Origin of the sequence: Streptomyces sp. NPDC005017, assembly GCF_042873115.1 — a bacterium.
Lineage (GTDB): Bacteria > Actinomycetota > Actinomycetes > Streptomycetales > Streptomycetaceae > Streptomyces.
In genome coordinates this window covers 37,375-63,019 of record NZ_JBIALD010000021.1, presented here as the reverse complement: position 1 = coordinate 63,019, position 25,645 = coordinate 37,375, and the positions used below count along the sequence as shown (strand labels likewise).

At 71.0% G+C, this 25,645-nt stretch carries 25 protein-coding genes and 2 pseudogenes; 17 read left to right on the top strand and 10 right to left on the bottom strand.

The window, feature by feature from the left end; translation table 11 throughout:
- Nucleotides 1–97 precede the first annotated feature (97 nt).
- From ACFYR0_RS27595 to ACFYR0_RS27585, 3 genes are all read right to left on the bottom strand, one after another.
- Nucleotides 98–1,339, bottom strand: coding sequence for a sugar ABC transporter permease (locus tag ACFYR0_RS27595; protein WP_389333573.1), 1,242 nt, complete (start codon nucleotides 1,337–1,339; stop codon nucleotides 98–100).
- A gap of 133 nt (nucleotides 1,340–1,472) precedes the next feature.
- Nucleotides 1,473–2,243 carry an ATP-binding cassette domain-containing protein gene (locus tag ACFYR0_RS27590; RefSeq protein WP_389333570.1) on the bottom strand — a complete coding sequence of 257 codons (771 nt, stop codon included), beginning with the start codon at nucleotides 2,241–2,243 and terminating at the stop codon, nucleotides 1,473–1,475.
- A gap of 17 nt (nucleotides 2,244–2,260) precedes the next feature.
- A complete protein-coding gene (locus ACFYR0_RS27585) occupies nucleotides 2,261–3,334 on the bottom strand; it encodes a substrate-binding domain-containing protein (RefSeq protein ID WP_389333567.1) in 1,074 nt (357 codons plus the stop codon).
- Nucleotides 3,335–3,719: 385 nt separating this feature from the next.
- On the opposite strand from ACFYR0_RS27585, the gene ACFYR0_RS27580 reads away from it, so the two are divergent.
- Nucleotides 3,720–3,854 (top strand): hypothetical protein, encoded by a 135-nt coding sequence (locus ACFYR0_RS27580; protein WP_389333564.1) that lies wholly within the window; start codon nucleotides 3,720–3,722, stop codon nucleotides 3,852–3,854.
- 377 nt (nucleotides 3,855–4,231) lie between these two features.
- Here ACFYR0_RS27580 and ACFYR0_RS27575 read toward each other — a convergent pair whose 3' ends face one another.
- Complete coding sequence (locus ACFYR0_RS27575) at nucleotides 4,232–5,296, bottom strand: CU044_5270 family protein (protein ID WP_389333561.1); 1,065 nt, start codon at nucleotides 5,294–5,296, stop codon at nucleotides 4,232–4,234.
- 158 nt (nucleotides 5,297–5,454) lie between these two features.
- On the opposite strand from ACFYR0_RS27575, the gene ACFYR0_RS27570 reads away from it, so the two are divergent.
- A complete protein-coding gene (locus ACFYR0_RS27570; RefSeq protein WP_389333558.1) occupies nucleotides 5,455–6,651 on the top strand; it encodes an RNA-guided endonuclease InsQ/TnpB family protein in 1,197 nt (398 codons plus the stop codon).
- Between the two features lie 30 nt (nucleotides 6,652–6,681).
- Here ACFYR0_RS27570 and ACFYR0_RS27565 read toward each other — a convergent pair whose 3' ends face one another.
- The 6 genes and pseudogenes from ACFYR0_RS27565 to ACFYR0_RS27540 form a co-directional block, all read right to left on the bottom strand.
- A complete protein-coding gene (locus ACFYR0_RS27565) occupies nucleotides 6,682–7,299 on the bottom strand; it encodes an RNA polymerase sigma factor (protein WP_389333727.1) in 618 nt (205 codons plus the stop codon).
- Nucleotides 7,300–7,405: 106 nt separating this feature from the next.
- Nucleotides 7,406–7,645 (bottom strand): helix-turn-helix domain-containing protein, encoded by a 240-nt coding sequence (locus ACFYR0_RS27560; RefSeq protein WP_389333555.1) that lies wholly within the window; start codon nucleotides 7,643–7,645, stop codon nucleotides 7,406–7,408.
- Between the two features lie 127 nt (nucleotides 7,646–7,772).
- Nucleotides 7,773–7,979 (bottom strand): annotated as a pseudogene (locus ACFYR0_RS27555) (hypothetical protein); the annotation flags it as partial.
- A gap of 82 nt (nucleotides 7,980–8,061) precedes the next feature.
- Nucleotides 8,062–8,534, bottom strand: a pseudogene (locus ACFYR0_RS27550) (aminoglycoside N(3)-acetyltransferase); the annotation flags it as partial.
- A gap of 73 nt (nucleotides 8,535–8,607) precedes the next feature.
- Entirely contained in the window at nucleotides 8,608–8,958 is a 351-nt protein-coding gene (locus ACFYR0_RS27545; RefSeq protein WP_389333552.1) for a hypothetical protein, read from the bottom strand.
- Nucleotides 8,959–9,032: 74 nt separating this feature from the next.
- Nucleotides 9,033–9,209, bottom strand: coding sequence for an alpha-amylase family glycosyl hydrolase (locus tag ACFYR0_RS27540; RefSeq protein ID WP_389333724.1), 177 nt, complete (start codon nucleotides 9,207–9,209; stop codon nucleotides 9,033–9,035).
- Nucleotides 9,210–9,761: 552 nt separating this feature from the next.
- On the opposite strand from ACFYR0_RS27540, the gene ACFYR0_RS27535 reads away from it, so the two are divergent.
- Genes ACFYR0_RS27535 through ACFYR0_RS27465 form a run of 15 tightly spaced genes read left to right on the top strand, consistent with a single transcriptional unit; the run spans nucleotide 9,762 to nucleotide 25,512 of the window.
- On the top strand, nucleotides 9,762–11,933 hold the full coding sequence (locus ACFYR0_RS27535; RefSeq protein WP_389333549.1) for an ATP-binding protein: 2,172 nt from the start codon (nucleotides 9,762–9,764) through the stop codon (nucleotides 11,931–11,933).
- Nucleotides 11,934–11,936: 3 nt separating this feature from the next.
- The gene (locus ACFYR0_RS27530) at nucleotides 11,937–12,776 is read left to right on the top strand and encodes a DUF4255 domain-containing protein (protein WP_389333546.1); all 840 of its coding nucleotides are present in this window, start codon (nucleotides 11,937–11,939) and stop codon (nucleotides 12,774–12,776) included.
- Nucleotides 12,777–12,817: 41 nt separating this feature from the next.
- The gene (locus ACFYR0_RS27525) at nucleotides 12,818–13,969 is read left to right on the top strand and encodes a phage tail sheath family protein (RefSeq protein WP_389333542.1); all 1,152 of its coding nucleotides are present in this window, start codon (nucleotides 12,818–12,820) and stop codon (nucleotides 13,967–13,969) included.
- A gap of 23 nt (nucleotides 13,970–13,992) precedes the next feature.
- Nucleotides 13,993–14,433 (top strand): phage tail protein, encoded by a 441-nt coding sequence (locus tag ACFYR0_RS27520; RefSeq protein WP_386385761.1) that lies wholly within the window; start codon nucleotides 13,993–13,995, stop codon nucleotides 14,431–14,433.
- Nucleotides 14,430–14,801 carry a hypothetical protein gene (locus ACFYR0_RS27515; RefSeq protein ID WP_389333539.1) on the top strand — a complete coding sequence of 124 codons (372 nt, stop codon included), beginning with the start codon at nucleotides 14,430–14,432 and terminating at the stop codon, nucleotides 14,799–14,801. The genes ACFYR0_RS27520 and ACFYR0_RS27515 overlap by 4 nt, the downstream gene beginning before the upstream one ends.
- A 32-nt stretch (nucleotides 14,802–14,833) precedes the next feature.
- On the top strand, nucleotides 14,834–14,956 hold the full coding sequence (locus ACFYR0_RS27510; RefSeq protein WP_389333536.1) for a hypothetical protein: 123 nt from the start codon (nucleotides 14,834–14,836) through the stop codon (nucleotides 14,954–14,956).
- Nucleotides 14,953–16,002, top strand: a complete 1,050-nt coding sequence (locus ACFYR0_RS27505; protein ID WP_389333534.1) for a DUF4157 domain-containing protein — start codon at nucleotides 14,953–14,955, stop codon at nucleotides 16,000–16,002. Before ACFYR0_RS27510 ends, ACFYR0_RS27505 begins: the two co-directional genes overlap by 4 nt.
- 1 nt (nucleotide 16,003) lies before the next feature.
- Complete coding sequence (locus ACFYR0_RS27500; protein ID WP_389333532.1) at nucleotides 16,004–16,753, top strand: LysM peptidoglycan-binding domain-containing protein; 750 nt, start codon at nucleotides 16,004–16,006, stop codon at nucleotides 16,751–16,753.
- Nucleotides 16,750–18,396, top strand: a complete 1,647-nt coding sequence (locus ACFYR0_RS27495) for a phage baseplate assembly protein V (RefSeq protein WP_389333529.1) — start codon at nucleotides 16,750–16,752, stop codon at nucleotides 18,394–18,396. The genes ACFYR0_RS27500 and ACFYR0_RS27495 overlap by 4 nt, the downstream gene beginning before the upstream one ends.
- 14 nt (nucleotides 18,397–18,410) lie before the next feature.
- On the top strand, nucleotides 18,411–18,767 hold the full coding sequence (locus ACFYR0_RS27490; protein WP_389333526.1) for a hypothetical protein: 357 nt from the start codon (nucleotides 18,411–18,413) through the stop codon (nucleotides 18,765–18,767).
- 13 nt (nucleotides 18,768–18,780) lie between these two features.
- Nucleotides 18,781–19,170: a GPW/gp25 family protein gene (locus tag ACFYR0_RS27485; protein ID WP_389333523.1), complete on the top strand. Its 390-nt coding sequence runs from the start codon at nucleotides 18,781–18,783 to the stop codon at nucleotides 19,168–19,170.
- Complete coding sequence (locus ACFYR0_RS27480) at nucleotides 19,167–21,239, top strand: putative baseplate assembly protein (RefSeq protein WP_389333520.1); 2,073 nt, start codon at nucleotides 19,167–19,169, stop codon at nucleotides 21,237–21,239. The genes ACFYR0_RS27485 and ACFYR0_RS27480 overlap by 4 nt, the downstream gene beginning before the upstream one ends.
- A gap of 24 nt (nucleotides 21,240–21,263) precedes the next feature.
- Nucleotides 21,264–22,964, top strand: a complete 1,701-nt coding sequence (locus ACFYR0_RS27475; protein WP_389333517.1) for a phage tail protein — start codon at nucleotides 21,264–21,266, stop codon at nucleotides 22,962–22,964.
- Nucleotides 22,965–22,985: 21 nt separating this feature from the next.
- A complete protein-coding gene (locus tag ACFYR0_RS27470; protein ID WP_389333514.1) occupies nucleotides 22,986–25,283 on the top strand; it encodes a hypothetical protein in 2,298 nt (765 codons plus the stop codon).
- A complete protein-coding gene (locus ACFYR0_RS27465) occupies nucleotides 25,261–25,512 on the top strand; it encodes a hypothetical protein (protein WP_389333511.1) in 252 nt (83 codons plus the stop codon). The genes ACFYR0_RS27470 and ACFYR0_RS27465 overlap by 23 nt, the downstream gene beginning before the upstream one ends.
- Nucleotides 25,513–25,645: the final 133 nt, after the last annotated feature.

The window sequence follows — 25,645 nt, the reverse complement described above, 5'->3', positions numbered from 1 at the left end:
CCGGCGGGGCTCGGAGCCTGGGCATCCGGCGATCGTTCGACCACAGCTGGCCGGCACACGGTGCCCCCCGAAGGCAGCGGGGTCGGCCACGGCCGGGTCAGACCCTGGCATCCGCGCGGAGGCCAGGATGGGGGCGGCGCGAGAGGGAGTCGGCGATGACCGCGATCAGGAGGATGCCCGCGGTGATGGTGATCTGGATGGCGCCCCGCAGGCCCAGAAGCGCCATGCCGGAGGCGACCGACTGGATGACCAGGATGCCGAGCATCGCGGACCAGGTGCGGCCACGACCGCCGAAGAGGCTGGTGCCGCCGATCACGGCGGCGGCGACCACGTTGACCAGCAGGATGAGGGTGGGCGAGCCCGCGCCGACCGTGCTGGTCCGTGAGGCCAGAAGCAGGCCGCCGAGCGCGGCCATCGTCCCGGAGACCATGAATACGGAGATCTGCACCGCGACCACATGGAGTCCGGCGCGGCGGGCCGCCTCGACGCTGCCGCCCTGGGCGTAGACCGTGCGTCCGTACGTGGTGCGGCGCAGACCGTAGTCCAGTCCGGCGACGACGAGCAGAAAGATCAGCAGGGCCAGCGGCAGTCCCCGGTACTGGTTGAGTACGGCGGCGCCGGCGAAGGCAATGAGGCCCAGCGCGACCGTACGGGCGGCGATCCTCCTGGTGGACGGGAACGTTGCGCCGGAGGCCCGGTGATATCGGGATCGCTGGCGGGCGGCGAAGAAGTAGGCGCCGGTGACCAGCGCGGCGAGACCGTAGGCGGCGGCGGGGCCGAAGTGATAGCTGGTCAGCGTTGCCACGAAGCCCTCGTCATCGAAGAAGACGGTGCCGCTGCCGCCCAGAACGATGGCCAGCATGCCGCTCCAGCCGAGCCCGGCGGCGAGGGTGACCGCGAAGGACGCCACGCCCATCCGGGCGAAGATGACACCGTTCAGAACTCCCGCCGCGCAGCCGGCCGCGACCGCCAGGAGCGCCGCGAGCACTTCCGGCATGCCGTGGTGGACGTTCAGCACGGCGAACAGGGCGGCCGTGAAGCCGCTGAGCGCGCCGACCGAGAGGTCGATCTCGCCGATCAGCAGCACGAAGACGAGGCCGGTGGCGATCAGACCCGTGCCGACGATGTCCACGCTGAGGTTGGAGAGGTTGCGGGGGGAGAGAAATCTGGGGTCGAGGATCTGGAAGACGGTCCAGATCAGTATCAGGACGACGATCGCCGGCACCGGGCCGAGCCCACCCGTGAGCAGGTTGTGCCGCCGGGCGTCGAGGAAGCCCCGCACGCCCTGCCGGCGCAGGGTGCGCAGCCGGCCGACGAAAGCGCGAGACGGCGTGCTCACCACGCTCCCCCGTTCTTTCCCGGGACTTCGCTCCGGGGGGTGCCCCCCGTTCCACCCGCGCGGAGGGCTCGGCGGGTCGGGAGCATCCGCGGTCTGGCTGCCACGAGCATGTCGCTCACTTTTCGTAGTCCTTCTACTCCGTGGCGCGATGGGCCACGGCGTGGTCCGTGGCACCGGTGATGGCGGAGGTGATCATTTCCTGGGAGGCGGTGTGCACGTTGAAGACGCCGTTGTTGCGCCCCAGGCGGAGCACCGCGACCCGGTCTGCGACGGCCTTGATGTCGCCCATGGTGTGGCTGATGAACAGGATGCCGAGACCGCGGTCACGCAGCCTTTCGATCATGTCGAGGAACTTGTTGGTCTGTTGTGTGCTCATGGCCTGGGTGGGTTCGTCCAGGAGGAGGAGGTCGGGTTCCCTCAGCAGCGCGCGGGCGATCGCCACGATCTGCCGCTGGTCGGAGGGGAGCGAGGCGACCGGTGCGCGGGCGTCGGGGATGCGGATCGACAGCGTGTCCAGCAGGGCGCGGGTGCGGCGCCCCATCTCCAGCTCGTCGAGGACGCCGAACCGGCGGAGCTCACCGCCGAGGAAGACGTTGCCGACGACGTCGAGGTTGTCGCACAGCGAGAGGTTCTGGTAGACGGCGGAGATACCCAGGTTCTGGGAGTGCTGGGGGCGGGTGAGCTGTACCTCGCGGCCTTTCCAGCTGAAGGCACCCCCGTCGGAGGGCTCGACGGCGGCGATCACCTTGACCAGGGTGGACTTGCCCGCGCCGCTGTCACCCATCACCGCCACCACCTCGCCCGCGCGGATCTCCAGGTCGATGTCGGTCAGCGCGCGGACGGCCCCGAAGGACTTGACGACGCCACGCAGGCTGAGCAGGGGCGGAGCCGATCCCTGAGTCATCTCGGCCTTCCTCGCCGTCAGTCGGTGAGTCCGGCCTTCTCGCAGGCGGGCCGGTATTTCGGAGTGCAGATCTCGTCGATGGTGTACATGCCGTCCCGGACCACGGTCTCCTCGACGTTGTCGACGGTCACCAGGGCTGGCGCGAGCTTGACGCTGGGGACGTTCTGGGCCGTGTCGGTGCTGATCGTGCCGGTGGCTATGGAACGCAGGGACTCACCGCGGGCCAGGGCGAGTGCCATGTCCACGGCGGCGTCCGCCTGGAGCCTGTAGGGCTTGTAGATGGTCATGTACTGCTCTCCGCTGATGATGCGCTGCACCGCCGAGAGGTCGGCGTCCTGGCCGGCGACCGGCGGCAGCGGGTCGATGCGTGCGCCCTTGAGCGCGGAGACGGCTCCGGCGGCCAGTGCGTCGTTGGCGGCCCAGACCGCGTCGATCTTGTCCGGCCCCAGGTTGGCGATGGCGCCGACCATGACGGCGTACGCGTTCTCCGGGGTCCATCCCAAGGTCACGTACGTCCTGCTGATGTGCGCCCCCGCCCGCTCGAGCATGGAGACCGCCACATGGTCCGGGTTCCACAGGGGCCCCTCCACCCGGACGACGTGCGCCCCGTCGGCCCGGCCGCCGAGACCCTCGAGCAGGCCCTCGCCCTGGAGAACGCCGATGGCGTCCGCGTCGAAGGAGACGTAACCCGCGATCGGCCCCTCGGCCATCCGGTCGTAGGAGACCACCGGGACGTCCAGCTCTGCCGCCTCGGTGATCAGACTGCGGAGATAGACCTCCTGGACCGGGTCGAGGATCAGCACATCGACGCCTTGGGTGAGCATGGCGTTCATCTGCCGGTGCTGGATCTGAACGTCGTTCTCCGCGTTGGCGTAGCGAACGACGCACTTCTCGCACCGGTTCTTGACCGCTTGCTCGATCAGCGGCCGGTCGAAGGTCTCATAGCGGCTGGTCTCGGTCTCCGGGAGCAGCAGGCCGATGGTGAGGCCGTCTCCGCCGGCGCCGCCTCCCCTCGGGGCCTCGGTGCCGCAGGCGGTGCTTGCCAGAACGAGAGCGGCGACGACGGCGATGCTGGCCGTCCATGGCTTCATACGAAACCTCCGCCATCCGCCGCCACGGCCATCGCTTTGACCAAGAAACATATTGTTTGGACGTTACGCCCCAGTTTATCCGGGTCGGCTATTCGACGAACCCGACAACCCGCCGACGAGAGGCATACGGCACCTTGTGCCACCTGAGGGTGCCCGGCGAAGACGGTCGGGAGTTGTCCTTGACACTTCTGTGCCGGAGACAGCGGTGGAAGGTGCGGCACCGTGCTGATCACGGGTGCCTCAACCGGCGAACTCGTCATGCGGACGCGTTTGTCGACCAGTTCCTGCACCGCCGCATCACCGCCAAGGACGCCCGCCGCCAGAACCGGCCGGATAGCCCGTGAAGAGGACCGTCCGGGGCGGGAGGGCCCGCCGTTCTGGCGGCATGAGCAACGAGACTGCGCTCGAGTACGACGACGTGGCACCGGGAGCGGGCGGCATCCAATCGGCCGGGTCCTGGCCGGCCTTCCGACGGTTCGTGCGGGCGGTGACCGCCACCAGGGAGGCGGACGCATTCTGATCGTTGGCGTACGCCTCACACCGCCCCGCCCTCAAAGGGCTCGCGCCGGAATTCCATGCCTCAGCGACGAGGCCGTCGGGGACGGCCACGGGGACACCGTGGGGCGCCGCCGGCAGGTGCGCCGGCGCCGCCCCGGCTGCGGCGGCCCCCTCCGGGCGCCACCGCCCGTCCGCCTCGACCGACGGCACGCTCGCCCCTTCCCGCGGCAGCGTCTCCCAGCCGGTCGCCGGACGGGCGGTGGCGTCGGCGTCGAGACGGCGTACGGCGGTCGGGTCCGGCCACACCGCCTGCCAGAGCAAGCTGACGGTTCATTGTCCTGGCACGATGATCTTCGACCAACGGCCTTTACGCTGCCGTGGAGGGCTGACGCGGGATTCTCAGCTCTCACCGCCCGTCGACGTCCGGTCGGCCGCGCCGGGCCGCTGTCCGGCTGTGTCGACGACGGCGTGCTCCAGTTCGGCGGAGCTGGACAGGAGGGTCCCGGCACGGCCGTAGGAGGTGTCGGCGGTCAGGACGCTGCGCGAGCCGAGGAAAGTGAAGTCGTCGCTGTCGAAGACCCACTCGGTGCGGATGCCGTAGCGCGTGTCCACACGGGCGATGCCGAGGCCCTGGCGGCCGATCGCGTCCCGTGCCCGAGGGGCCTCGGTGACGCCGGGGATCTTCGCCGCGGCCCGGTAGAGGGCGGCGGCCGTACGCGGAGGTGTGAACCCGCCGAGCAGGGAGCCGATCTGCTCGAACACCGCCTGGTGGCGTTCGCGGCCCTCGGCTCGCGGGGTGTTCGCGTACAGGTGGGCCAGCAGGTTGTCGGGGTCGCCGGGCAGGGAGGCGAGCCAGCCGTAGGTGGGCCGGCTGAAGCCGGCCGGTGTGCCCTCCGTGTCGCCGAACTCGGCGTTGATCGGCAGTGTCTCCCCGTCGGCGCGGACCAGGCCGAGCTTGTGCAGGGGCTTCGGGTCCTGGGCGACCCACGTCTCATGGCCCCTGAGCGGTCCCACGACGGCCCTGCCACTGGTCAGGTCCGCCTCGCGGATCTTCTCGCGGGTGTACACAAACTGGTCGTCCCGGACGGACACAGTGCTCTGGCGGCTCGTCGCGTCGGAGATACGGTCCAACAGGGCCGCGGCCGGCTGGATGTCCGTGGCGGCCGCGCGGGGCATGCGGCCGTCGCCGTCACGGTCGCCGTCGGTCAGGGCGATGCCCGCCGTCAGAGCGCAGGCCAGAGTCAGGGCGGTGGCCGGGGCGAGGAGCGCGGGCCGCAGCAGGCGACGCTCCCGCCGGATGCGTACTGCGGTCAGGTCGCGGTCGATGTGGCGCATCAGGGTGTCCTTGTGACGAAGGTGCTGCTCGCGCGGCAGGCCCCACTCGGCAGGGGTCGGCAGCAGGCGGGCAATCTCTTCCCGGTCGCCGCGGTGCTCCGGGGAAGCGGAGGCGTTCCTGTCGTTCATCGGTGTTCTCCTTCTTGGATACCCCGTCCTTCAGGGCGGGAAGGAAACGAAGCCCCTGCGGAGCAGGGCAGGGAAAGACCAATCGCCGTCAAGGCGATTGGTCGTCCCCATCCAGCTGCGCGCACTGCGTCACAAACCGACGCGCTACTGTGTGAAGGGTGAAGACCACCCCTGTGAAGCGGGCGTTCAAGTACCGCTTCCATCCGACCGACGCGCAGGCGGCAGAGCTGTCCCGCACGTTCGGTTGCGTGCGGAAGGTCTACAACCTGGCCCTTGCGGCGCGCACGCAAGCGTGGACGCGGCAGGAGCGGGTGAACTACAACGCCACCTCGGCGATGCTGACGGCCTGGAAGAAGACCGAGGAACTCGCCTACCTCAACGAGGTCTCCTCGGTCCCGCTCCAGCAGGCGCTCAGGCATCTGCAGACGGCGTTCACGAACTTCTTCGGCAGGCGGGCGAAGTACCCGCGCTTCAAGTCGCGGAAGAAGTCCCGCAAGTCGGCCGAGTACACCACCAGTGCGTTCCGGTTCCGCGACGGGAAGCTGACTCTGGCGAAGATGGCGGAGCCGCTCGACATCGTGTGGTCCCGCCCACTGCCCGAGAAAGCCTCGCCGTCCACGGTGACCGTGTCCCAGGACGCGGCCGGGCGCTGGTACGTGTCCCTGCTGTGCGAAGACCCCTCCGTCCAGCCGCTGCCCGCCGCCGGTGCGGCCGTCGGCGTCGACGTCGGGCTCGACCACCTCCTGACCCTCTCGAGCGGTGAGAAGGTCTGCAACCCCCGGTGTGAGCGCCGTGACCGTGCCCGTCTCGCGAAGGCTCAGCGGCAGCTCGCCCGCAAGGCCGCCGGCGACGGCGCAAACCGCCGCAAGGCCCGGCACAAGGCCGCCCGGGTGTACGCCCGGATCGCCGACCGGCGCCGGGACAACCTGCACAAGCTGACGACTCGGCTCGTTCGTGAGAACCAAACGATCGTGATCGAGGACCTCACCGTCCGGAACATGGTGAAGAACAAAAGGCTGGCCCGTGCCGTCAGCGACGCGGCGTGGGCCGGTTTCCGGAGCATGCTGGAGTACAAGGCCCGGTGGTACGGCCGCGAAGTGATCGCGGTCGACCGCTGGTTCCCCTCCTCCAGGCTGTGTTCCGCCTGCGGCGCCTTGCAGGACAAGATGCCGTTGAGCGTCCGCGAGTGGACGTGCGACTGCGGGACGACCCACGACCGGGACGTGAACGCAGCGAAGAACATTCTGGCGGCCGGGCTGGCCGTGTCTGTCTGTGGAGCTGGTGTAAGACCTCAACGGAGTACTCCGGGCGGGCAGTCGGCGACGAAGCAGAAACCCCTACGACGCAAGCCGTAGGAATCCCCTCCCAACAGGGAGGGGAGGATGTCAAGTGGGTTCCTCCCGCACAGTCAGGGCCGCGATGGCGGCTTCACTCGGTCTCTCTCCGCGGCCGACGGGCGGTTCCAACCCTTCCGCCAGGCCTTCCTCCGCCAGGCGGGCCAGCCTCTTGCGGGCGCGTGACAGGCGGGAGCGCACCGTGCCGACGGCGATGCCCAGCGCGGCGGCCGTCTGCTGGTAGTCCAGACCGGACCACACGCACAGGGCCAGCACCTCCCGCTCCTGGCGGCGCAGCCGGCTCAGGGCCGCGTGCACGGCACGCAGTCGGCGGGCGTCGTCGAGGCGTCCGACGGTGGCCGGCGCGAAGTCCTCCACCGCCCGCGGCCGGGGCTGCCGCGCCAGGAACGACTGCCGCCTGCGCAGTCCCCGTTGGGCGTTCTCCGCCTTGTGGGTGGCGATGCCGAGCAGCCAGGGCAGCAGGGAGCCGCCGTCCTCGTGCACCCGGTCCCGTGTCCGCCAGGCGGCCAGAAAGGTCTCGGACATGACCTCCTCGGCCGTCGACCAGTCGCCGGTCAGGCGCAGCCCGTGGTTGTAGACGGCACGGGCGAACTCCTCGTACAACTGGGCGAACGTCTCACGATCCCCCTCGCGCACACGCCGGCGTATCTCGTTCTCTGAGTCCCTCACACCCGTATCTCTCCCTGGCGCCCCAGGAGTTCCTGTGGTCTGCGTCACGCACGGGCACGACGGTCAGCGCGCTTCCCACGCCCGCTCAGGCCAGACCCGCCCGCGGCGCGGCCTCCAGCTCGAAGCGGGCGTCGGGGTCGGCGAGGGCTTCGCCGAACCGGCGGTGCACCTGCTGCAGGCGCCGGCGTGCGGTCTGGGGGTGGATGCCGAGGCGGGCGGCGATCTGCGGGGCCGTGCCGTGCGGCGTCTGCAGGCAGGCCAGCAGGGTACCGGCGGGGCGGTCGTGCTGCTTGCGAGCGAGCGGCTTGCGGCGCCGGCGCACCATGAGGCGGACCAGGGCCGGGCCCGTCGGCAGGAGCAGCCGGCCGAGGGGGCGGGGCGGCCACGAAGGCGTACGGCCTGTGCGTACGCGTTGGGAGACACTGCCGGAGTTCTGGAGGCCAGCGCCTCGTCCGCGAGTGCCACGGCTCGCTGCCGATGCCTAGCACCGTGGCGGTGGCCGCCGGCGATGGCAGTTGGCCTGCCTGCCCAGCGCTCGGCAGTACCGGCGGGCGACCCCCACCGACATCCGGCCGTCCCTTGGAGAACGACACGGCATCGACCGCCCAGGCGTGCGGGCCGATCAGTGGCACCATCCGCTGCGCGATCCGCCGCCGCACCGGCACCGGATCCCAGGTCGACAGGTCCACGAACTGCCGGAGGTCCTGCTCGTTGGAGGGGCGCGCCGTTGGCGACCCGCTCGACGGGCAGTCCGGCCCGGGCCTCGGCGAGGTGCAGCGAGGTGTTCTTCTCGTGGCCCACGCCGAGCAGCAGGACCCTCGCGTCCAGCCGGTAGAGCTCCCCGAGGGGGAGGCGTCCCCGAACGGTTCCGCGAGGTCGTGACAGGCGGTGACCCGTGCCGCGTGCCGGCCCGTCGCGGCGAAGGAGCGGTGCGGGTGGGCACTGCGGAGCGCACCGGGACTCGTCCGCAGGGCCTCGGCGATCGCGCCCATGGACATCGACGGGGTCCACCGCGGTTCGTACGGCGGGAGAGCCCGGCGGATCAGATCCCAGTGCTCCGCCGGGTCGGCGGCCAGGTAGGCCGGGTCGCACAGCTGCCAGGACTGGCTGGGTGCGACCGGGGTTCCCTCGGCCGTGACGGCGTCCGACAGGGCGAGGACGACCGCGGGTGCCCCGCCGACGACACGGGAGAAGGCGGACAGTGCGCTGTGCACGATCAGCGTGTCCGTGGGCTCGACCCGAGGGCCCGCAGGTCGGCGGTGATCAGCGCCGGGGTGGTCAGGGTCATCACAGTGTCCGAACGTGGAACGCCGGTCCGTCCGAGGGGAGTTCGAGGTGGCCCGTGCCGTCCGGGCGCAGGGCGCCCGCGTCACCGTACAGTGCCTCGGCCGAGACCGGGAGGAGCAGGCGTACCGGCTCGTGCCCGGAGCGCACGGCATGGATCAGCAGGCGTTCGCCGCCGAGTTCACGCAGGAACGTGAGGCTGTCGGCGCCGGTGTGCAGCCAGCGGGCGGCGACGGAATCGGGCGCGTCGGTCATCCGCTGCTGCAGCTGTGGCGAGGACCAGTTCGGCTTGGGCATCGAGGGGACGCCCATCCAGGTCTCGTAGCCCGGTTCGCCGTCGTCGAACCAGAACATGCCCCGTTCCGGCGCTTCCTTGTCGGTGCGGGCGGCGGCGAGCCAGGAGTGGCCGTCGCCGCAGTGGTTCGTGGTCAGATCGCCAGGATGCGCCAGCCGCGGGCGTGCACCGCGTCGATGAGGTCCCGGTAGGCGGGCTCGCCGCTGAGCAGCGGGTCGATCCGGTCGAAGGCGGAGGCGTTGTAGCGGTGGTTGGAGCGGGCCGGGAAGACCGGGGTGAGCCAGAGCGTGTCCGCACCGAGGGAGGCGATGTGCTCGAGGCGGGCCCGATACCGTCGAGGTCGCCGCCGTAGAGCTGGTGCGGGGTCTCGGGGCCACGGCCCGGGCAGGCCGGTGGAGTACCTGGCGAGTCCTCACATCCCCGCCGGCGAGATGGCTTGGGAGCGCGGCATCGGCTCCGAGCGGTTGTCCGTTCAGCGCGCCGTCGTTCTGCGCAAGGGAGAGATGAGAGTGACGTCGGATCAGTTCTGCGCGAAGCGGATCCCGTGTGCGGCCTGTACCCGGCTGCCGGTCCGGTACCTCCCCAGGTCAAGGCCTTCCGCACCATGGGCACGACCGGGCGGCTGCGTGATGTACGGCGGCCTGAGCGGGGGCCGGGCGTTGACGAGGGCGTACGGAATGTTCGGCGACCAGTAGTGCACCGCTCAACTACGCCTCGCTCGGGGCGTCCGAGAGGCACTCCCTTTGACATCGGGGACATGTGTTAACAGACTGTACATACGTGCCTTTCAGGCACTCGTGTGCTGGTCCGAGACGACCGCCGAGAAGGTCCGGAGGGATCACGCCCTTCCGAGGAGCCCCAAGTGTCCGAAGTCCTCACCCCGCCACGCCCCGTGCCGGACACCCCGCAGCTGCTGGCGCTGTCCCGCCTGGACGGACTTCTGGCGCAGGCGGTCGAGGCTCTCACGGACCGGTGGGCGGCACAGAGCACGGCGGAGACCCTTCCGGCACTGCACATCAGCGCCGCCGAGGCCCGGCACCTGCTTCAACGGCCACCCGGACGCCCGCTGCTCGACGGGGCTCCCAAGGGGCCCCGGGAACGGCCCGGCTGGGACGACATCACGGCCGGGCACGGCGGCTGGTCATGGCTGCGGTCCCGGCATGGCCTCACCGACCTCGAACTCGACCTGACCCTCATGGCACTGGCCCCCGAGGTCGACCTCCGGTACGAACGGATCTACGGCTATCTCCAGGACGACATGAGCCGCAGACGTCCCCTCGTCGGCCTCGCCCTGGATCTTCTGGCCGGTACCGCCGAGGAAAGGCTCGCCGCCCGGTCCGTCCTCGCTTCCGACGCCTCACTGCTCAGACATCGCGTTCTGGACCTCGTTCCTGATCCCCGCTGCGTCGCCCCTCCCCTGCTCGCGCACTTCCTGGTACTGGACGAACAGATCACCGACGTCCTGCTCGGCCAGAGCGGACTGGATCGCAGACTCGCCGGATGCTGCCGCCTGGAGATCCCGGACGCGGACCCCGCCCCCGGCGCGGACCCGGCTCGCCTCGCCGAGTGGGCCGGGGCGCGGGGACCACTGCGCGTCCACGTGAAGGGGCCCGCCGGATCCGCCCGGGGCCGGCCCGCCCGCGACCTGGCCACAGGGCTGGGGCTCGCCCTGCTGACACTGGAGCCCGGCAGCGTGCCGGACGACACCGACACCGCCGCGGACGTCCTCGCGGTCACGTTCCGAGAGGCCTCGCTGCTGGGCGCACTGCTCCGCATCGACGGCATCGAGCACCTCCGGCGCCCGGACGACGACCGCGGAACACGCGAACGGATCCTCTGCGACCTCCTGGCCGAGCACGACGGCCACGTCGTCGTCGAAGGAGAGACCGACTGGACACCCACGGCCCGGCACTCCCTCGGTTTCGTCCCCGTCCCCGTGCCCCGCTGCGACCGCTCCACCCGGCTGCTGCTGTGGGAGCGGGAACTGGCCGCGCACGGCGTGGGCACGGCCCCCGCCGATCTGCACGATCTCGCCGCCCGCTTCCGGCTGGGCCCGGACCGGATCGCCGACGCGGCGCTGACGGCCGTCGGACAGGCCGCGCGGCGCGCGGCCGGCGTCACCGAGCGGAACCCCGGCACACCCACGGACCTTCCGTGCGCACCCACCCGGGAGGAGCTGTTCGCCGCAGCCCGCGCCCAGAGCAGCCACCGGCTGAGGGGACCGGTACAGCGCGTGCGGACCCTGCACGGGTGGGACGACCTCGTCCTGCCGCCGGACTGCGCGGCACAACTCACCGAGCTGTGCGCACGCGTGGCCCACAGCGGCCGGGTCATGGACGACTGGGGCTTCGCACGAACGCTCTCCCACGGCAGGGGCGTCAGCGCGCTGTTCACCGGCCCGCCCGGCACGGGCAAGACCATGGCCGCCGAGGTCATCGCCCATGAACTCGGGCTGGAGCTGGCCCGGATCGACCTGGCCACCGTGGTCAGCAAGTACATCGGCGAGACGGAGAAGAACCTCGACCGCGTCTTCACGGCGGCCGCCGACACCGACGCCGTCCTGCTCTTCGACGAGGCAGACGCCCTGTTCGGCAAACGCTCCGAGGTACGGGAGGCGCACGACCGCTACGCCAACATCGAGGTCGCCCATCTGCTGCAACGCATGGAGCGGTACGAGGGCCTGGTCGTCCTGACGTCCAATCTGCGCCGCAACCTGGACGATGCGTTCACCCGACGGCTTCAGTTCATCGTCGAGTTCCCCTTCCCCGGCCGCGTGGACCGCGAGCGGCTCTGGCGGGTGTGTCTGCCGCCGGACGCCCCGCGCGACGCCGCGCTGGACTTCGGCCGACTGGCCCGCGACTTCCCGCTGACCGGCGGCAGCATCCGGAACATCGTGCTGCACGCCGCGTATCTGGCGGCCTCCGCGAACACGGCGATCGGCATGCCGCAACTGCTGCGCGCCACCCGCCGCGAGTACCAGAAGCTGGACCAAGTCATGCCCGGGGCGGGTCCCGACGGCGAGGAGAGGGGCTGAGCCGTGTTCCAGGACGTGGACGCCACACTCCGGGCGATGCTGGACGACGACGAGGCGCCGGAGATCCTCCAGGCCGCCGACGTCAGCTTCGTGACGCCCGACAAGGACTTCAAGCCCGCCCAGGACACGGTGAACCTGTTCCTCCACGACATCCAGGAGAATCGCGTCCTCAGGGATCAGGATCCCCTCCTGGAGCGCCTGCCCGACGACGGGTTCGTCAGCCGGCGCCCGCCGATGCGCGTGGACTGCTCGTACGTGGTGACCGTCTGGTCCCACAAGACCGGGGCGGTGAAGACCGAGGAGGAGCACCGGCTGCTCGGCGAGCTGCTCGGGTGGCTCAGCCGCTTCGCCGTGATCGACGAACGGTTCCTGCGGGGACAGCTGGTCCGGCAGCCGGCGCTCTTCCCCGTCCCCGCCGCCGTGGGCCGCCCGAGGGAGGGCACGGGAAGCAGTCAGTTCTGGACGGCCCTGGGCATCGCGCCCCGGCCCGCGCTGTCGTTCACGCTGACACTCGCCGTCGAGTCCCCCGAGGCGGCGGAACGGTTCCCGCGCGTACGCGAGGTCCGGGTGGAGCCCACGGCCGGTCATCCGAGGCTCAGAGGACGGCTGTTGCAGGACGTGGGCGGCTCGGTGCAGCCGGCCTCCGGAGCGCGGGTGGAGGTGCTGGAGGCCGGGCGCGACATGGTCGTGGGCAGCTCCGGCGCCTTCGCCTTCGACCGTCTGGACTTCAGCACCTACACCCTGCTCGTCCGGCTCACGGGCCGGCCGGACACCCGTACCCAAGTGGAGTACACGTCCGGCCGGGACGTCCACACGGTCGTCCTCCCGCCGCATGACCCCTGACGCCGACCCGACGCACCCCAGACCGAGGCCAGGAGGATTCGATGACCGACATCGAGACGAGAGCACCGGGCATCCATCTCCAGGAAGTCGACACAGCCGGCCCCATCGCGGCGGCGGGAACCAGTACGGCGGCCCTGATCGGCACGGTGGCGAGCGACAGCGCCGACATCGTGCCGGGCAAGCCGGTGCTGGTGACCAACTGGACCTCGTACGTGCGGAAGTTCGGGGGGTTCGAGAAGCCGCTCGGCCTGCCGTACGCCGCGCGCGGATTCTTCGAGAACGGCGGCAGCCTGGCCTACATCGTGCCGGTGACCGACGCGGCGGGTCTGGAGGGCGCACTGGAGGCGCTCACGCACACGCTCGACGTCAGCATCGTCTGCGTGCCCGGCCAGACGTCGTTCGAGCAGCAGCAGAAGGTGATCACCCACTGCGAGACGATGGGCGACCGGTTCGCCGTGCTGGACGGAGCCCGTGGTGCCGAGAACCCCGGTGACACCACGGCGTTGCAGGCCCAGCGCGACGGGCTGATGACCGATCGCGGCTTCGGTGCCCTGTACTGGCCGTGGATCGTCATCGACGACCCCGAGGCCCCGGCGGACGGCGCCGAACCGTCGACCGTGACGGTCGCGCCCTCGGGCCACATCGCCGGCGTCATGGCGCGCAGCGATGCCCGGCGTGGCGTACACAAGGCACCCGCCAACGAGATCGTCCGGGGCGCCCTCGACCTGGAGCACCATCTCAACGACGCCGAGCAGGGCGTGCTGAACAGCTCCAGCATCAACGCGCTTCGCGTCTTCCCGGGCGGACGGCCCGTGGTGTGGGGCGCCCGGGCCCTGTCCAACCGCGCCGAATGGCGCTACGTCAATGTACGCAGGCTCGTCGCGTTCATCTCGGACTCCTTGGTGCAGGGGCTGCGCTGGGCGGTGTTCGAGCCGAACAACACGGCGCTGTGGAAAGCCCTGGAACGCACGATCACGGAGTTCCTGACCCGCGTGTGGCAGTCCGGGGCACTGTTCGGGCGGACGGCCGAGGAGGCCTTCTACGTCAAGATCGACGAGGAGCTCAACCCGGCCCCGGTCCGTGAACTCGGCCAGGTGATCGTCGAGATCGGACTCGCACCCACCCGGCCCGCCGAGCACGTGGTGATCCGGCTCGGCCTGTGGTCCGGCAGCGGGCAGGCCGTCGAGGCCTAGACGCGTGGAAGGAAGGACGGGACATGGCACAGACAGGTCAGCGGGTCGATCCCTTCCGCAACTTCAACTTCTTGGTGGAGTTGGACGGCATAGCGCAGGCCAGCTTCAGCGAGTGCAGCGGCCTGGGGTCGACCACAGAGGTCATCGAGAACCGCGAGGGCGGCGACAACACGACCGTGCGCAAGCTGCCCGGCAAGACCAGCTACTCCGACATCACGCTGAAGTGGGGCATCACACCGTCGCGTGAACTGTGGTCCTGGCGGCAGCAGGTGGTGGACGGGAACGTGGTACGCAAGAACGGCTCCATCGTCGTCTTCGACCTGAGCAACCACACCGAGGTGGCGCGCTGGAACTTCGTCAGCGCCTGGCCGACCAAGTGGGAGGGAGCGTCGTTGAGCGCCAAGGGCACCGATGTGGCCGTCGACACTCTCGTCCTCGCCCATGAGGGACTGACCCGAGCATGACGGAGATGCTGGTCACCGAGGTCGATTTCGAACTGCCCAAGGGCTACGTGGACAACGCGGGGAACCTGCACCGCACGGGCGTGATGCGGCTGGCCACCGCCGCGGACGAGATCTACCCCCTCAAGGACCCGCGGGTGCAGGCCTGGCCCGCGTATCTGATCGTCGTCCTGCTCTCGCGGGTGGTGACCAAGCTGGGCGGTGTCGAAGAGGTCACGCCGGGCGTGATCGAAGGGCTGTACTCGGAGGACCTGGCGCACCTTCAGGACCTCTACAACCGGATCAACGGGCTCGCCCCGGTCACGGTCCTGGTGGCCTGCCCGCACTGCGGCGAGGAGCACGAGGCGGAGGTCCCCCCGTTGGGGGGATAACGGGCTACCCCGTGGAACGGATCCGCCGGGAGGTGGCCTTTCTGGGACGCCGGGTCCACTGGTCGCTGGCCGAGCTGCTCACCGTCGACCACGCGGAACGACTGCACTGGATCCGCGAGATCGCCCTCGCCGAGGAAGGAGACGACGCACCATGACACCGGACCATCCGCTGCCGCGGACCCTGGGGGAGCGTCTGGACGCGCAGGGGCGGCGCCTGGCCACCCGGCTGAACCCGACGCTGCCGTGGGCAGGACCGCTGCGGGTGTTCATGGACCACGCGGCCGGGCTCACGCTGGGCGCGGACCGGTTCGAGCGGATCGAACGCGGTGCCGAGGGGCCGGCCCCGCACACCGCCGCCCCAGCCGCGTGGAGCCGGCGCCGGCGCGCCGACGGAGTGCCGGACGCCGCCCCAGCTGCGTGGAGCCGGCGCCGGCGCGCCGACGGAGTGCCGGACGCCGCCCCTGCTGCGCGGAGCCGGAACCGGCGCGCCGACGGAGCACCGGACGCCGCCCCTCCGGCGCCCGTCTCGTCGACGCCCGCCCCGCCTGGGCGACCGAAGGCCGAAGACCCCGCGGCGCCGGGGCCGTCAGTCGCGCCACCCCCCACGGGCCAGTCCCTTCCCGCCCCCGTCCGCTCCCGGCTGCGGGAATCCGTGGGACCGGCAGCGGATGTACTACGGGTTCATGACGACGACCGGTCCGACGCCTTCGCTCGGGAGCAGCGGGCGGATGCCGTCACCGTAGGGCGGGACGTCCACTTCCGCCGCGGCCGGCTCCGGCCCTCGGATCCGAACGGCTTCGGGCTGCTCGTGCACGAGGCCACCCATGTCCTGGCCCTGCTGACGCCCGGCGCGTCCTGGCGGCGGGCCACGGGTGCGGGTACGCGTGCCGAGGAGGCCGAGGCGCTGGCCAACGAGCGCGCGGTCAGGCTGCCCGGCCCGCCCGCACCGGCCGCTCCGCCCGTCGCGCCGTTCACGGCCGGACACGCGGCAGGCGGGCCCGCACCGGCCCTCGACAGGCCGGCCCGATCCGCCTCCGCGACAGTTCCGGCTCCCACGGCTCGCCCCCAGCGGGCCCCTGTCGACCGCCGTACCGACGGCGCGGAGGCGGCACCACCGCCCCTCGACGTCCAGGCGTTGCGTCGGCAGGTGATCGACGACGTGATGCGCCAGTTGCGCAGCGAGTTCGAGCGCGGAGGCTGACATGACGACCGCTTCCTTCCGGCTGCCCTCGCTGCCCGGCCTCGCGTCGGTCAGCGCGGCCCTGGCCAAGGCCGAGATCATCGACACCGCGTCCGGCGAGAGCCACCCGGTGATGTTCAACCCGGAGGAGCTGAAGCTCGACCAGGGCAACAGCTTCGCCGAGGTCGGCATCCCGGGGCTCGACACACCGCCCGTGCAGTACGTGCGCGGCCGGGCGCGCACCCTCGCCATGGACCTCTTCTTCGACACCTACGAGACGGGCCGTGACGTACGCGCGCACACCGGGCCGATCGTGCGGCTGCTGGAGAAGCGGCCGGGGACCCAGGGCCCGCCGGTGCTGCTCTTCTCGCTGGGCAGCTTCCAGTTCCGCTGCGTCCTGGTCGACGCCAACCAGCGCTTCACCATGTTCCTGCGCAACGGCACCCCGGTGCGCTCCAGTCTCGCCGTGCGCTTCCAGGAGTACGTGCCGACGGACGTCAAGGTGCGGGGCGGGGTCTTCTTCGCGTCGCCGACGGCCTCCGCCGTCGCCGACCGGGCCGTGTCGGCAGCCGAGTCCGTCCTGTCGCGGGAACCCGTGGTGCACGTTGTGGTGGAGGGCGACACGCTGAGCGGTCTCGCCGGCGCCTATCTGGGCGATCCCGCACTGTGGCGGGACATCGCCCGTGCGAACGCCATCGTCGACCCGCTCCGGCTCAGGCCCGACACACGGCTGGTCGTGCCGGCGCGACAGCGGGGCGGAGCACGCCTATGAGCACCTCCACCTATGCGCCGCGCTTCGACATCCGGGTCGCCGGTCTGACCATGGCGGCCGAACTCGCCGCGCACGCCGTGAGCCTGACCGTGGAGACCAGCCTCGATCTCGCGGGCACCTTCAGCTTCGTCCTGTCCAACCCCGACAACCGGCTGCTCGACTCGGCCCTGCTGGACCCGGGCAAGACGGTCGAGATCCATCTCGGCTACGGCAACGACCTGAAGCCGGCGTTCCTCGGTGAGATCGCAGCCGTCGAACCGTCGTTCCCGCAGAGCGGGGCGCCCACGGTCCAGGTGTCCGGCTACGACAAGTCGTACCGCATGCGCCACGGAGAGCAGGAGCCCACCGAGTACACGTTCATGAACGACAGCATGGTGGCCGCGCAGATCGCCGTGGAGAACGGTCTCATTCCCGTGGTGGACCCCACACCCGGCCTCAAGGAGAAGATCATCCAGGTCGGTGGTGACATGGCGTTCCTCAAGGAGCGCGCGCAGCGCTACCACTTCGACGTGTACGTCGAATGGGACCGGCTGCACTTCCAGTTCCCCCGCCCTCAGACGGCCGCACACGTGCTGGAGTGGGGCCGGAACCTGTCGAGCTTCAGCCCCCGCATCTCGGCCCAGGGCGCCGCCGGGCTCCAGGCCGTGCGTGGCTACAACCAGGAACTCGCGCAGACCATCCACGGGCTGGCGCTGGCCGCGGACCTCGATCCGGAGCAGCTCACGGAGCGGCTCGGCAGCTCCGCGGCCGACCTGGTCCTCACGCTGACCCGCAAGGGCATCCGCCGGCACGCGCTGGAGAACCCGCTGGACGCGAAGATCCTCGCGGAGTCGCTCCTGACGGAGCTCTTCGAGGGCATGTACGAGGGCACCGGCTCATGCATCGGCATTCCCGAGCTGACGGCCGGCGCGTTCATCGAGATGCGGGGGGTGGGCAAGCGGTTCAGCGGTGTGTACCGGCTCCGCAAGGTCACCCATCGCATCGACGACGGCGGCTACACGACCGAGTTCTCGATCAGCCAGCGCGGGCACTCCAGTCTGCTGGGCCTGCTGCGCAAGCAGATCGCGCACGAGCCGCCGCCCGACCGCGTGGAACCCTTCTACGGTGTCGTCCTGGCCGTGGTGGAGGACAACCACGAGGTGATGGCCGTGCCGCCCAAGATCCCGATCGGCCGCGTCAAGGTGTCCTTCCCCGGCCTGTCCGACCGCTTCACCAGCGGCTGGGCTCCCTGCGCCCGCCCCATGGCCGGCAAGGACATGGGGTTCTACTGGCTGCCCGAGGTGGGTGATCAGGTGCTGGTCGCCTTCGAACACGGCGATCTCGGCAAGCCGTACGTCATCGGCGGCCTGTGGAACGCCGACCAGACGCCTCCCGAGACCAACACCGACGGCACCAACAGCAAGCGCGTCATCAAGAGCCGGGCCGGGCACACCATCACCTTCGACGACGACAGGACCGGCGGTGAGCTGGTCATCAAGGACGGCGGCAGGGGCAGCACCATCACGCTGAACGCGACCGACGGTTCGTTGTCCATCAGCGCCGCGGGAGATCTGAGGCTCGACGCCGGGGGTTCCATCACGCTGGCGGCGGCGGGCGGTGCCACGACGGTCACCGTGAACGAGACGGAAGTCGACATCTCCTGAGGGAGGGACCTCGCATGGGACGTGTCCTGACGACGGCCAGTACCGTGACCTGCCCGCACGCCACCGGGCCCCCTCCCCCGCCCCCGACCCCCCAGCCCGGTCTGGTCACCGTCTCCAGCACGGAGAAGCTGAAGGTCACGGGCAGTCCGGTCCTCGTGAAGACGAGCCTGACCACCGTGAGCAACTGTCCCAACGCCACGTCGGGCGTCGCCTGCGCGTCCGTCTCGGCGGTGCTCGGCGGGGAGTCGACCAAGCTGAGGTCCGCCGGCAAGCCCGTCCTGCTGGACGCCCTGGTCCTGTCCACGAACGCCGTGCCGGCATCGCCCGTCCTGCGTCCCGCCCCCAACCAGGCCAAGCTCTCCTCGGTGTGATCCGGAGGCTCACATGGACCCGGACATCCACGGTCGCGGCATCGCCTTCCCGGTCCGGCTCGGCCCCACGGGGCTGGACGAGTCGGCGGGACCGCTCAGGATCCAGGAGTCGATCCGCGTCATCCTCGAGACGCAGCACGGCGAGCGGGTGATGCGTCCCGACTTCGGCTGCGGCCTCAGACGGCTGCTGTTCGCGCCCAACGACGAGTCCACGGCCGGTCTCGCGCGCTACTACGTCGAGGAGGGGCTGACCCGGTGGGAGCCGCGCATCGACCTCGTCGACGTCACCGTCGCCAACGACCCCGCGGGAGGAGCGTTGGTGATCGACATCAGTTACCGCATCCGCTCGACGGGCGCCGCCGACCGCCTCGTCCATCCCTTCTCCCTGGAGCGATCGCCATGACCCCGGAATCGCGGCGCGGGCGTATCCTCCCGCCCGACCTGGACGACCGGACCTGGCAGGACCTCGCCGCGCAGATGCGTGACCTGCGGACGACGTACGCACCCCAGTGGACGGACGACAGTCCGAGCGACATCGGCATCACCCTCATCGAACTGTTCGCCTGGCTCGGTGAGGGACTGATCTACCGCCTGAACCAGGTGCCGGAGAAGCACTACATCGCCTTCCTCAACCTGATGGGCATCACCCGCGACCCCGCCACCCCGGCCGCCACCCACCTGTGGTTCCGTACCAAGGGGCCGGCACCGGTACTCGTGCCGGCGGGCACCCAGGCACACACCCTTCCCGTGGAGGGTGAGGCCCCCGTCGTCTTCGAGACCGACGAATCCGTCCCCGTCAGCCCGACCAGCCTGACAGCGGCCCTGCTGCTCACGCCGGACGACGACGGCCGGTTCCTCTGCACCGACCTCTCCGCCGACCTGGTCGGCACGGGGACGGGACGGCGGCTGATACCGGTGCCGCCGCGTGGGACGACCCGTCTGTGCCTGGGCTTCGAGGACGCCGTCGAGGGGGAGATCGTGGTCCGGCCGCGTCTTTTCCGGCCGCCCCCGCAGACCCCGGTCGCCTCGGTGACCTGGGCCGCGTCGGTCCCCGACGAACAGCCCGGCACATGGCCGGCCGTCGGCCCCTCCGCGACGACGAGGACCCTGCACGACCGGCCCGTGGCCCTTCCCGTACCGCAGTCGTGGGCCGCCCAGAACCCGGCGCAGGAGTGGGGCGACACGAGTGCGGCTCCAGGCTCCGCGATCCTCGACGCCACGCGCTTCTGGATCGCGCTGTGCGTCAGCAACCCGGCCGACACGCTCCTGGAACTCGGCCTGGACCGGGTGCTGTTCAACGCCGCTCCCGCCCACGCCGCGCTCAGCCTGCGCTCCCCCGAGATGCTGGGCAGGAGCGACGGCGCGCCCTTCCAGACCTTCCCCCTCCGCCACCGCCCGCTGTACCGGGCACCCGATCCAAAGGCCCCGTACGCGCACGTCGAGATCCAGGTCGGGCGGGGCACGCCACCCACCTGGGAGACCTGGGAGCAGGTCCCCGAGCTGCTGCCCGGTGCCGGCAATGTGTACCGGCTCGATCCGGTGACCGGGGACATCGGCTTCGGAAGCCACGACGAGCGCCACACCGACGGGCACGGCAGCATCCCACCGGCCGACAGCCTCGTGCGGGCGTCGGCATACCGGCACGTGGCGTCGGGCAGCGCCGGGAACGTCTCCGCCGGCACGATCGTCGTGATCGGCACCGGCCCCGACGGGACCGTACCGAGCGGCCTGGAGGTCACCAACCCGGTGGCGGCGAACGACGGCACCGACGAGGAGCCCATCGAGGACACCCTGCGCCGGGCCCCCGAGGCACTGAAGATCCGTGACCGTGCGGTGACGGCCGACGACTACGTCTACCTGGCCCGGGAGGCGACCAGCGACGTCCGGATCTGCGCCTGTCTCACACCCCATCCCCCGCGCGGCACCCCGTGGACGTTCGGCGGCATCGACCGCGCGCCCGGGAACGTCTGCGTCATCGTCGTACCCGATCAGGGCGCCACGGTCCCCAGGCCCGAGCCGCCGCCCGAGCTGGTCGACACCGTACGGGCCTATCTGGACGAACGCCGCGACCTGACGGTCCGGTTGTCCGTCGTCGGTCCCCGCTATCTGCCGATCGTCGGCAAGGTGTCGGTGGTCGTGTGGCGGGAGGCGGTCCTCGCCGGCGTGGACCCGCAGGAGGTCAGACTCGAGGTCGAGCGGAAGATCACCGCGTTTCTGCACCCGACCCGGGGCGGACCGGACGGCCGGGGCTGGGACGTGGGCCGGCAGGTCTTCAGCTCGGAACTGTTCCGAGCGGTCGTACCGGCCGACGACGTGGGCTACGTCGAGCAGATCACCGTCGAGCCCGGCCCGCACGATGCCGACGACCGCCCCTTCACCGACGTGGAGCCCGGGGCGTCGGTGCAGGTGGCCGACTACGAACTGGTCTGTGCGGGCGTGCCGTCCGTGAAGGTCAGGCAGTCGGCCGACTGACAACCGGGGAAAGGAGGACCGATCGTGCCCGAGAGCAGCTATCTGCGCCACCTGCCACCGGTGTTGTGGAAGGACCCGCCGCAGGACCCCGGCTTCTCCCTCGGCGCCGCCCTCTGCGTCTTCGAGAAGATCCTCACCGGCATCGACGACGGCGTGCCGATCGTGCCCGTACGGCCCGGGGCGACCGGGGACGAGCGCCGCAGCGACCCGCCCATCGAGGACCGCATCGCGCGGCTGGACCGGCTCTTCGATCCGTGGACGACACCGCGGGAGTTCCTGCCGTGGCTCGCCTCCTGGGTCTCGCTGCGCTTCCCCGAACTTCAGAACGGGCAACTCTGGGACGAGTACCAGCGCCGCAAGGCGACCGCGGAGATCAACCGGGTCCACCGCCGTCGCGGCACGCGCACGGGACTCGCCACGTTCCTCGACCTGTACTCCGTGGGCCGCGTGCGACCCCGGGTGGCAGTGGACGACGGGTCCTGCCTGTTCCTTATGCCCGTCACGGCCGGTGCATCCGTGCCGGTGTCCGCGCCGACGCCGCTGCGGCCGCTGGTGGACGAGAACGACGGGCTCGACGTGGAGCGGGAGGGCCTGATGCGGCCCTGGTGCGCCGCGCACGGATCCGACGGCAGCCTCTTCGTCGGCGACCGGGGCCTGCCGATGGATCTCGCCCCGGGCCTGCGGCGCCGGGTATGGCGGCTCGACGCGAGGGGACGGCCGGACCTGTCCGGCAGTCCGCCGAAGCCCCGCCCGCTGGCGCCCCAGCAGCTGTTCGGGCAGATCACCGCCCTGGCCGTCGCGCCCGCCCGCGCCGGGCGGCCGGAGACCCTCTACATCCTGGACGGCACCGGAAAGATCCTCACCCTGCCCGCCCCGTACACGGCGGAGACGGCCACGGAGCTCACCCGGCTCACGCCGGGCTCCTCCGGGTTCCCCCTCGCGATGGCGGTCGACGACCAGGGGGATCTGGTGGTGCTGGACCGCGGGCTCCAGCCCGAAGAGGCGGCACGGCCGCGTGTGTTCGTCGTCCGCCCGGCACCGGTGAACGTGACGGCCAAGGACCTCGACCCGGCGTTCGTCAAGGAGCCCCTGTCGTTGTTCGTCGACCGCGACGGCGCGCTGGTCGTCGGGGACGGCGGCGACGGGCAGGCACCGCCCGGGGCGGACGTGGGTTGCGGCAACCTGGTGCGGATCGTCCGCGGCGACGCCCAGTGGACGCACACCCGGCTGCTGCCCCAGCGCAACCCGCTCGTGGCCCCGACGGCGGTCGCCCGCGTGGACCCCGACGCCCTGCACGTGCTGGACGCGGGTCTCCAGCCCTTCTGGCCCTCCGCCACGGCGGACCCGTTCATCCTGCGCACGGCCCGCACGGCCGGGGTACTGCGCGTGGAGACGGCGCCCGGGCCGGGGGCGGGCACCACACTCCGGGTGACCGGGCCCGGTCACTTCGTCAACCCCACCGGGATGACCGCCCGCGGCCGGGAATTGCTCATCTGCGACCCCGGCGAGATCGAGTCCTCGGGAGTCCGGCTCGACGGCTACCGGTCCCGGTTCGGGCCGTTCGACATCAACGTGATCATCCACTTCTCGGAATCCGAGCTTTCCGGTGACACGGCGGAGCGACGGCGCGAGCTCCGTCAGGCGGTGGGCACCATCAAGTCCATCGTCCGGCAGCACATACCCGCGCACTGCCGGTTCAGCGAAGTGACCATGACCGAGCCCTAGCAGCGACGAGCGGTGAGCGACATGGCAGTCAAGCGCACGGAGTACTTCAACTTCGACACGGGCAGCGCCCGCAGCGGCGGCACGGTCCGGGCGGAAACCCTCATGGACACGGAGGACTACTACCGCCGCTTCGAAGAGGCACGCGGCTCCTCCCTGCACACCTGGGGCGTCTGCGGCGGCCTGGAGGTGAGCGCCGAGGTCGGGCAGCCGCGCCTGACCGTGCGGCCCGGCACCGCGCTCGACGCCGCGGGCCGCACGACCGTCCTTGCGGCGGACGGGTTCGCCGTGGTGGATCCGGGTGCCGACCCGGACGGCGTGCTCAACGTTCCGATCGTGGAGGTCGGCGGCGACGGTCTCGTCGTGAACACAGCGGGGTCCGGGCAAGGCACCCGTCTGGTGACACTGACGTGGCGTGAGGTCGTCGGCGAGACCCGGCTGATACGGCTGCACGCCCCCTGGCTGCGGTTGCTGCCGGAGGACGGCTTCGAGGACGTCGGCAGGCAGGTGGTCCTGGCGCGGGTCTCACTCGACGCGGCAGGAGCCGTCACCGAGCTGGCTCCAGGGCCGCGCCGAGCGGTGGGCATGCCCGTCGAACTGGTCCGGCTCAGCCGCGCACGCGTGTCCTCGGAGTCCGACGTACGGGTGGGCGAAGGGCCCGCCGCGGAGCTGCGCGCCCGCAGCGGCGGCGGACTGGACATCAGTGTCGCCGCGCCGGACGGCACCGAGCGCACCGCCCTGTCGGCGGACGCTGAGAGCGGCCGTGTCGGGATCGGCACGGCGTCCCCGTCCGCGGCGCTGGAGATCGACACGGCCGGGGTCACCGGGCACGGACTGCGGATCACCTCGCCCACCGCGGGATCAGGCATCGAGCTGGAGAACGACGACGTCGGTCCGGCCTACGGCATGCTCATCGAGGACGACGGGGCGTGGCACCTCACCAACGAGGACGAGGAGACCGACCTCCTGGTCGTCGATTCCGAGGGCTCCTTGGGCGTCGCCGGAGATGTGGAGGTCGGCAGCACCCTGAGCGCCGTCACCGTCGCCGCCACCGACGCGACACTGGGCTCCTTGGGCGTCGCCGGAGATGTGCAGGTCGGCAGCACCCTGAGCGCGAACACACTCGCCGCGACCGACGCGAGACTGCAGAGCCTCGCCGCGACCGACGCGAGACTGCAGAGCCTCGCCGTGTCGACCGACGACAGCCCGCGGGCGGCCCTCCATGTGGACGGGGCGGGGCTGCATTCGGGCGGCGGCGGGGGCGGGTACTCCTTCGCGGACCGTGGTCTGGGGGACTTCGTCGAACAGCCCACGGCGGGAGAGCGGTGGATCTGGTACGCGTTCGCCGGAGCCGCTCGGCTGTGGTCCGGCGAGGACCGGCTCTCGATCGGACTCGGCTCGGGCGACGCGCTCGACGTCCGGGGACGGATGCGGGTGCGGGAGCGGCCGGGCGACACGTCGGCGGGCATCTGGTTCCACCAGATGGCACCCGGGCAGGACCGTGCGTTCGTCGGGATGGAGAACGATACGAGCGTCGGCTTCTGGGGCAACACCGGGGCCGACTGGGGGATCGTGATGGACACCGGCACCGGTACGGTTTCGTGCCGGGGCGACCTGTCCGTCGCAGGAGAAGCCGCCCTGGGCGCGCACTTCGGCCGCCGTGACGGATCGGCTACCCTCCATCTGTTCGGTTCACTCATAAGGGACACCGGTGAAGGCAAACTGATCCTGCGCAGTGGCGGCGACGTAGTCGCCTTCAGCGGCAGCGAGGACCGGGTGGGGATAGGTTTCGCCTCGCCCCAGTTCAAGCTCGACGTGAACGGCGACGCGCGGGTCATCGGCAGGCTGGACAAGCCCGGCGGCGGATTCAGAATCGACCACCCCCTGGACCCCGGCGGCAAGTACCTGTGCCATTCCTTTGTCGAGTCCCCGGACATGGCGAACCTCTACCACGGGACGGTCGAGACCGACGAAGACGGCGAGGCGACCGTCGTCCTTCCGGAGTACTTCGAGACCCTGAACCGTGACGTCCACTACCAGCTCACGCCGGTGGGCGGCATGGCGCAGGCCGCGGTGACGGAGGAGATCAAGGAGAACCGCTTCACCGTGCGGACCGACCAGCCGGGCGTCAAGGTCTGCTGGCAGGTCACCGGGGTGCGGCAGGACCCCTGGGCGCGGGCCCACCGCATCGGCGTGGAGGAGGCCAAGTCCGCCACGGACCGCGGCTACTACCTGCACCCCGCGGAGCACGGCCGGCCGGAGAGCGCGGGTCTCGTGAACCACAGAGAGAGGCTGCAAGATGAGCGATCAGCAGACGGCTGACATGCAGGAGAAGATGCGCGGGCGGCTCGCCGAGCTCAGGCGCGACTATCAGAGAGGCGAATCGCAGCTGCAGCAGTTGATGCGGGACGAGGCAGCGACACGGGACGGGCTCCTGCGGGCCGGCGGGGCGATCCGGATCCTGGAGGAGATGCTGGCGGCCACTGCCCCGGATCCGACCACCCGCCGGGACCACGTCGTCGACGGCGTCGCACCCGGCGCTGCTCCCTGAGCCCTCTGGTCCGAGGTGACCGACGAGCACACCTGGGACCGGCCACCGGGGTGCCCGGATCTACGGCGCCGACCGCTCAGGAGGCGCGCGGGGAACGGGCACCCGGCAGACGAAACGACACCGGACCTGATCC

Excerpts from the sequence above, each read along its gene's own strand:
- ACFYR0_RS27590 (WP_389333570.1), bottom strand. The coding sequence starts at position 2,243 with ATGACTCAGGGATCGGCTCCGCCCCTGCTCAGCCTGCGTGGCGTCGTC.
- ACFYR0_RS27585 (WP_389333567.1), bottom strand. The coding sequence starts at position 3,334 with ATGAAGCCATGGACGGCCAGCATCGCCGTCGTCGCCGCTCTCGTTCTG.
- ACFYR0_RS27580 (WP_389333564.1), top strand. The coding sequence starts at position 3,720 with ATGAGCAACGAGACTGCGCTCGAGTACGACGACGTGGCACCGGGAGCG.
- ACFYR0_RS27575 (WP_389333561.1), bottom strand. The coding sequence starts at position 5,296 with ATGAACGACAGGAACGCCTCCGCTTCCCCGGAGCACCGCGGCGACCGG.
- ACFYR0_RS27560 (WP_389333555.1), bottom strand. The coding sequence starts at position 7,645 with ATGGTGCGCCGGCGCCGCAAGCCGCTCGCTCGCAAGCAGCACGACCGC.
- ACFYR0_RS27545 (WP_389333552.1), bottom strand. The coding sequence starts at position 8,958 with ATGTTCTGGTTCGACGACGGCGAACCGGGCTACGAGACCTGGATGGGC.
- ACFYR0_RS27525 (WP_389333542.1), top strand. The coding sequence starts at position 12,818 with ATGACCGACATCGAGACGAGAGCACCGGGCATCCATCTCCAGGAAGTC.
- ACFYR0_RS27520 (WP_386385761.1), top strand. The coding sequence starts at position 13,993 with ATGGCACAGACAGGTCAGCGGGTCGATCCCTTCCGCAACTTCAACTTC.
- ACFYR0_RS27515 (WP_389333539.1), top strand. The coding sequence starts at position 14,430 with ATGACGGAGATGCTGGTCACCGAGGTCGATTTCGAACTGCCCAAGGGC.
- ACFYR0_RS27505 (WP_389333534.1), top strand. The coding sequence starts at position 14,953 with ATGACACCGGACCATCCGCTGCCGCGGACCCTGGGGGAGCGTCTGGAC.
- ACFYR0_RS27500 (WP_389333532.1), top strand. The coding sequence starts at position 16,004 with ATGACGACCGCTTCCTTCCGGCTGCCCTCGCTGCCCGGCCTCGCGTCG.
- ACFYR0_RS27495 (WP_389333529.1), top strand. The coding sequence starts at position 16,750 with ATGAGCACCTCCACCTATGCGCCGCGCTTCGACATCCGGGTCGCCGGT.
- ACFYR0_RS27490 (WP_389333526.1), top strand. The coding sequence starts at position 18,411 with ATGGGACGTGTCCTGACGACGGCCAGTACCGTGACCTGCCCGCACGCC.
- ACFYR0_RS27485 (WP_389333523.1), top strand. The coding sequence starts at position 18,781 with ATGGACCCGGACATCCACGGTCGCGGCATCGCCTTCCCGGTCCGGCTC.
- ACFYR0_RS27480 (WP_389333520.1), top strand. The coding sequence starts at position 19,167 with ATGACCCCGGAATCGCGGCGCGGGCGTATCCTCCCGCCCGACCTGGAC.
- ACFYR0_RS27470 (WP_389333514.1), top strand. The coding sequence starts at position 22,986 with ATGGCAGTCAAGCGCACGGAGTACTTCAACTTCGACACGGGCAGCGCC.
- ACFYR0_RS27465 (WP_389333511.1), top strand. The coding sequence starts at position 25,261 with ATGAGCGATCAGCAGACGGCTGACATGCAGGAGAAGATGCGCGGGCGG.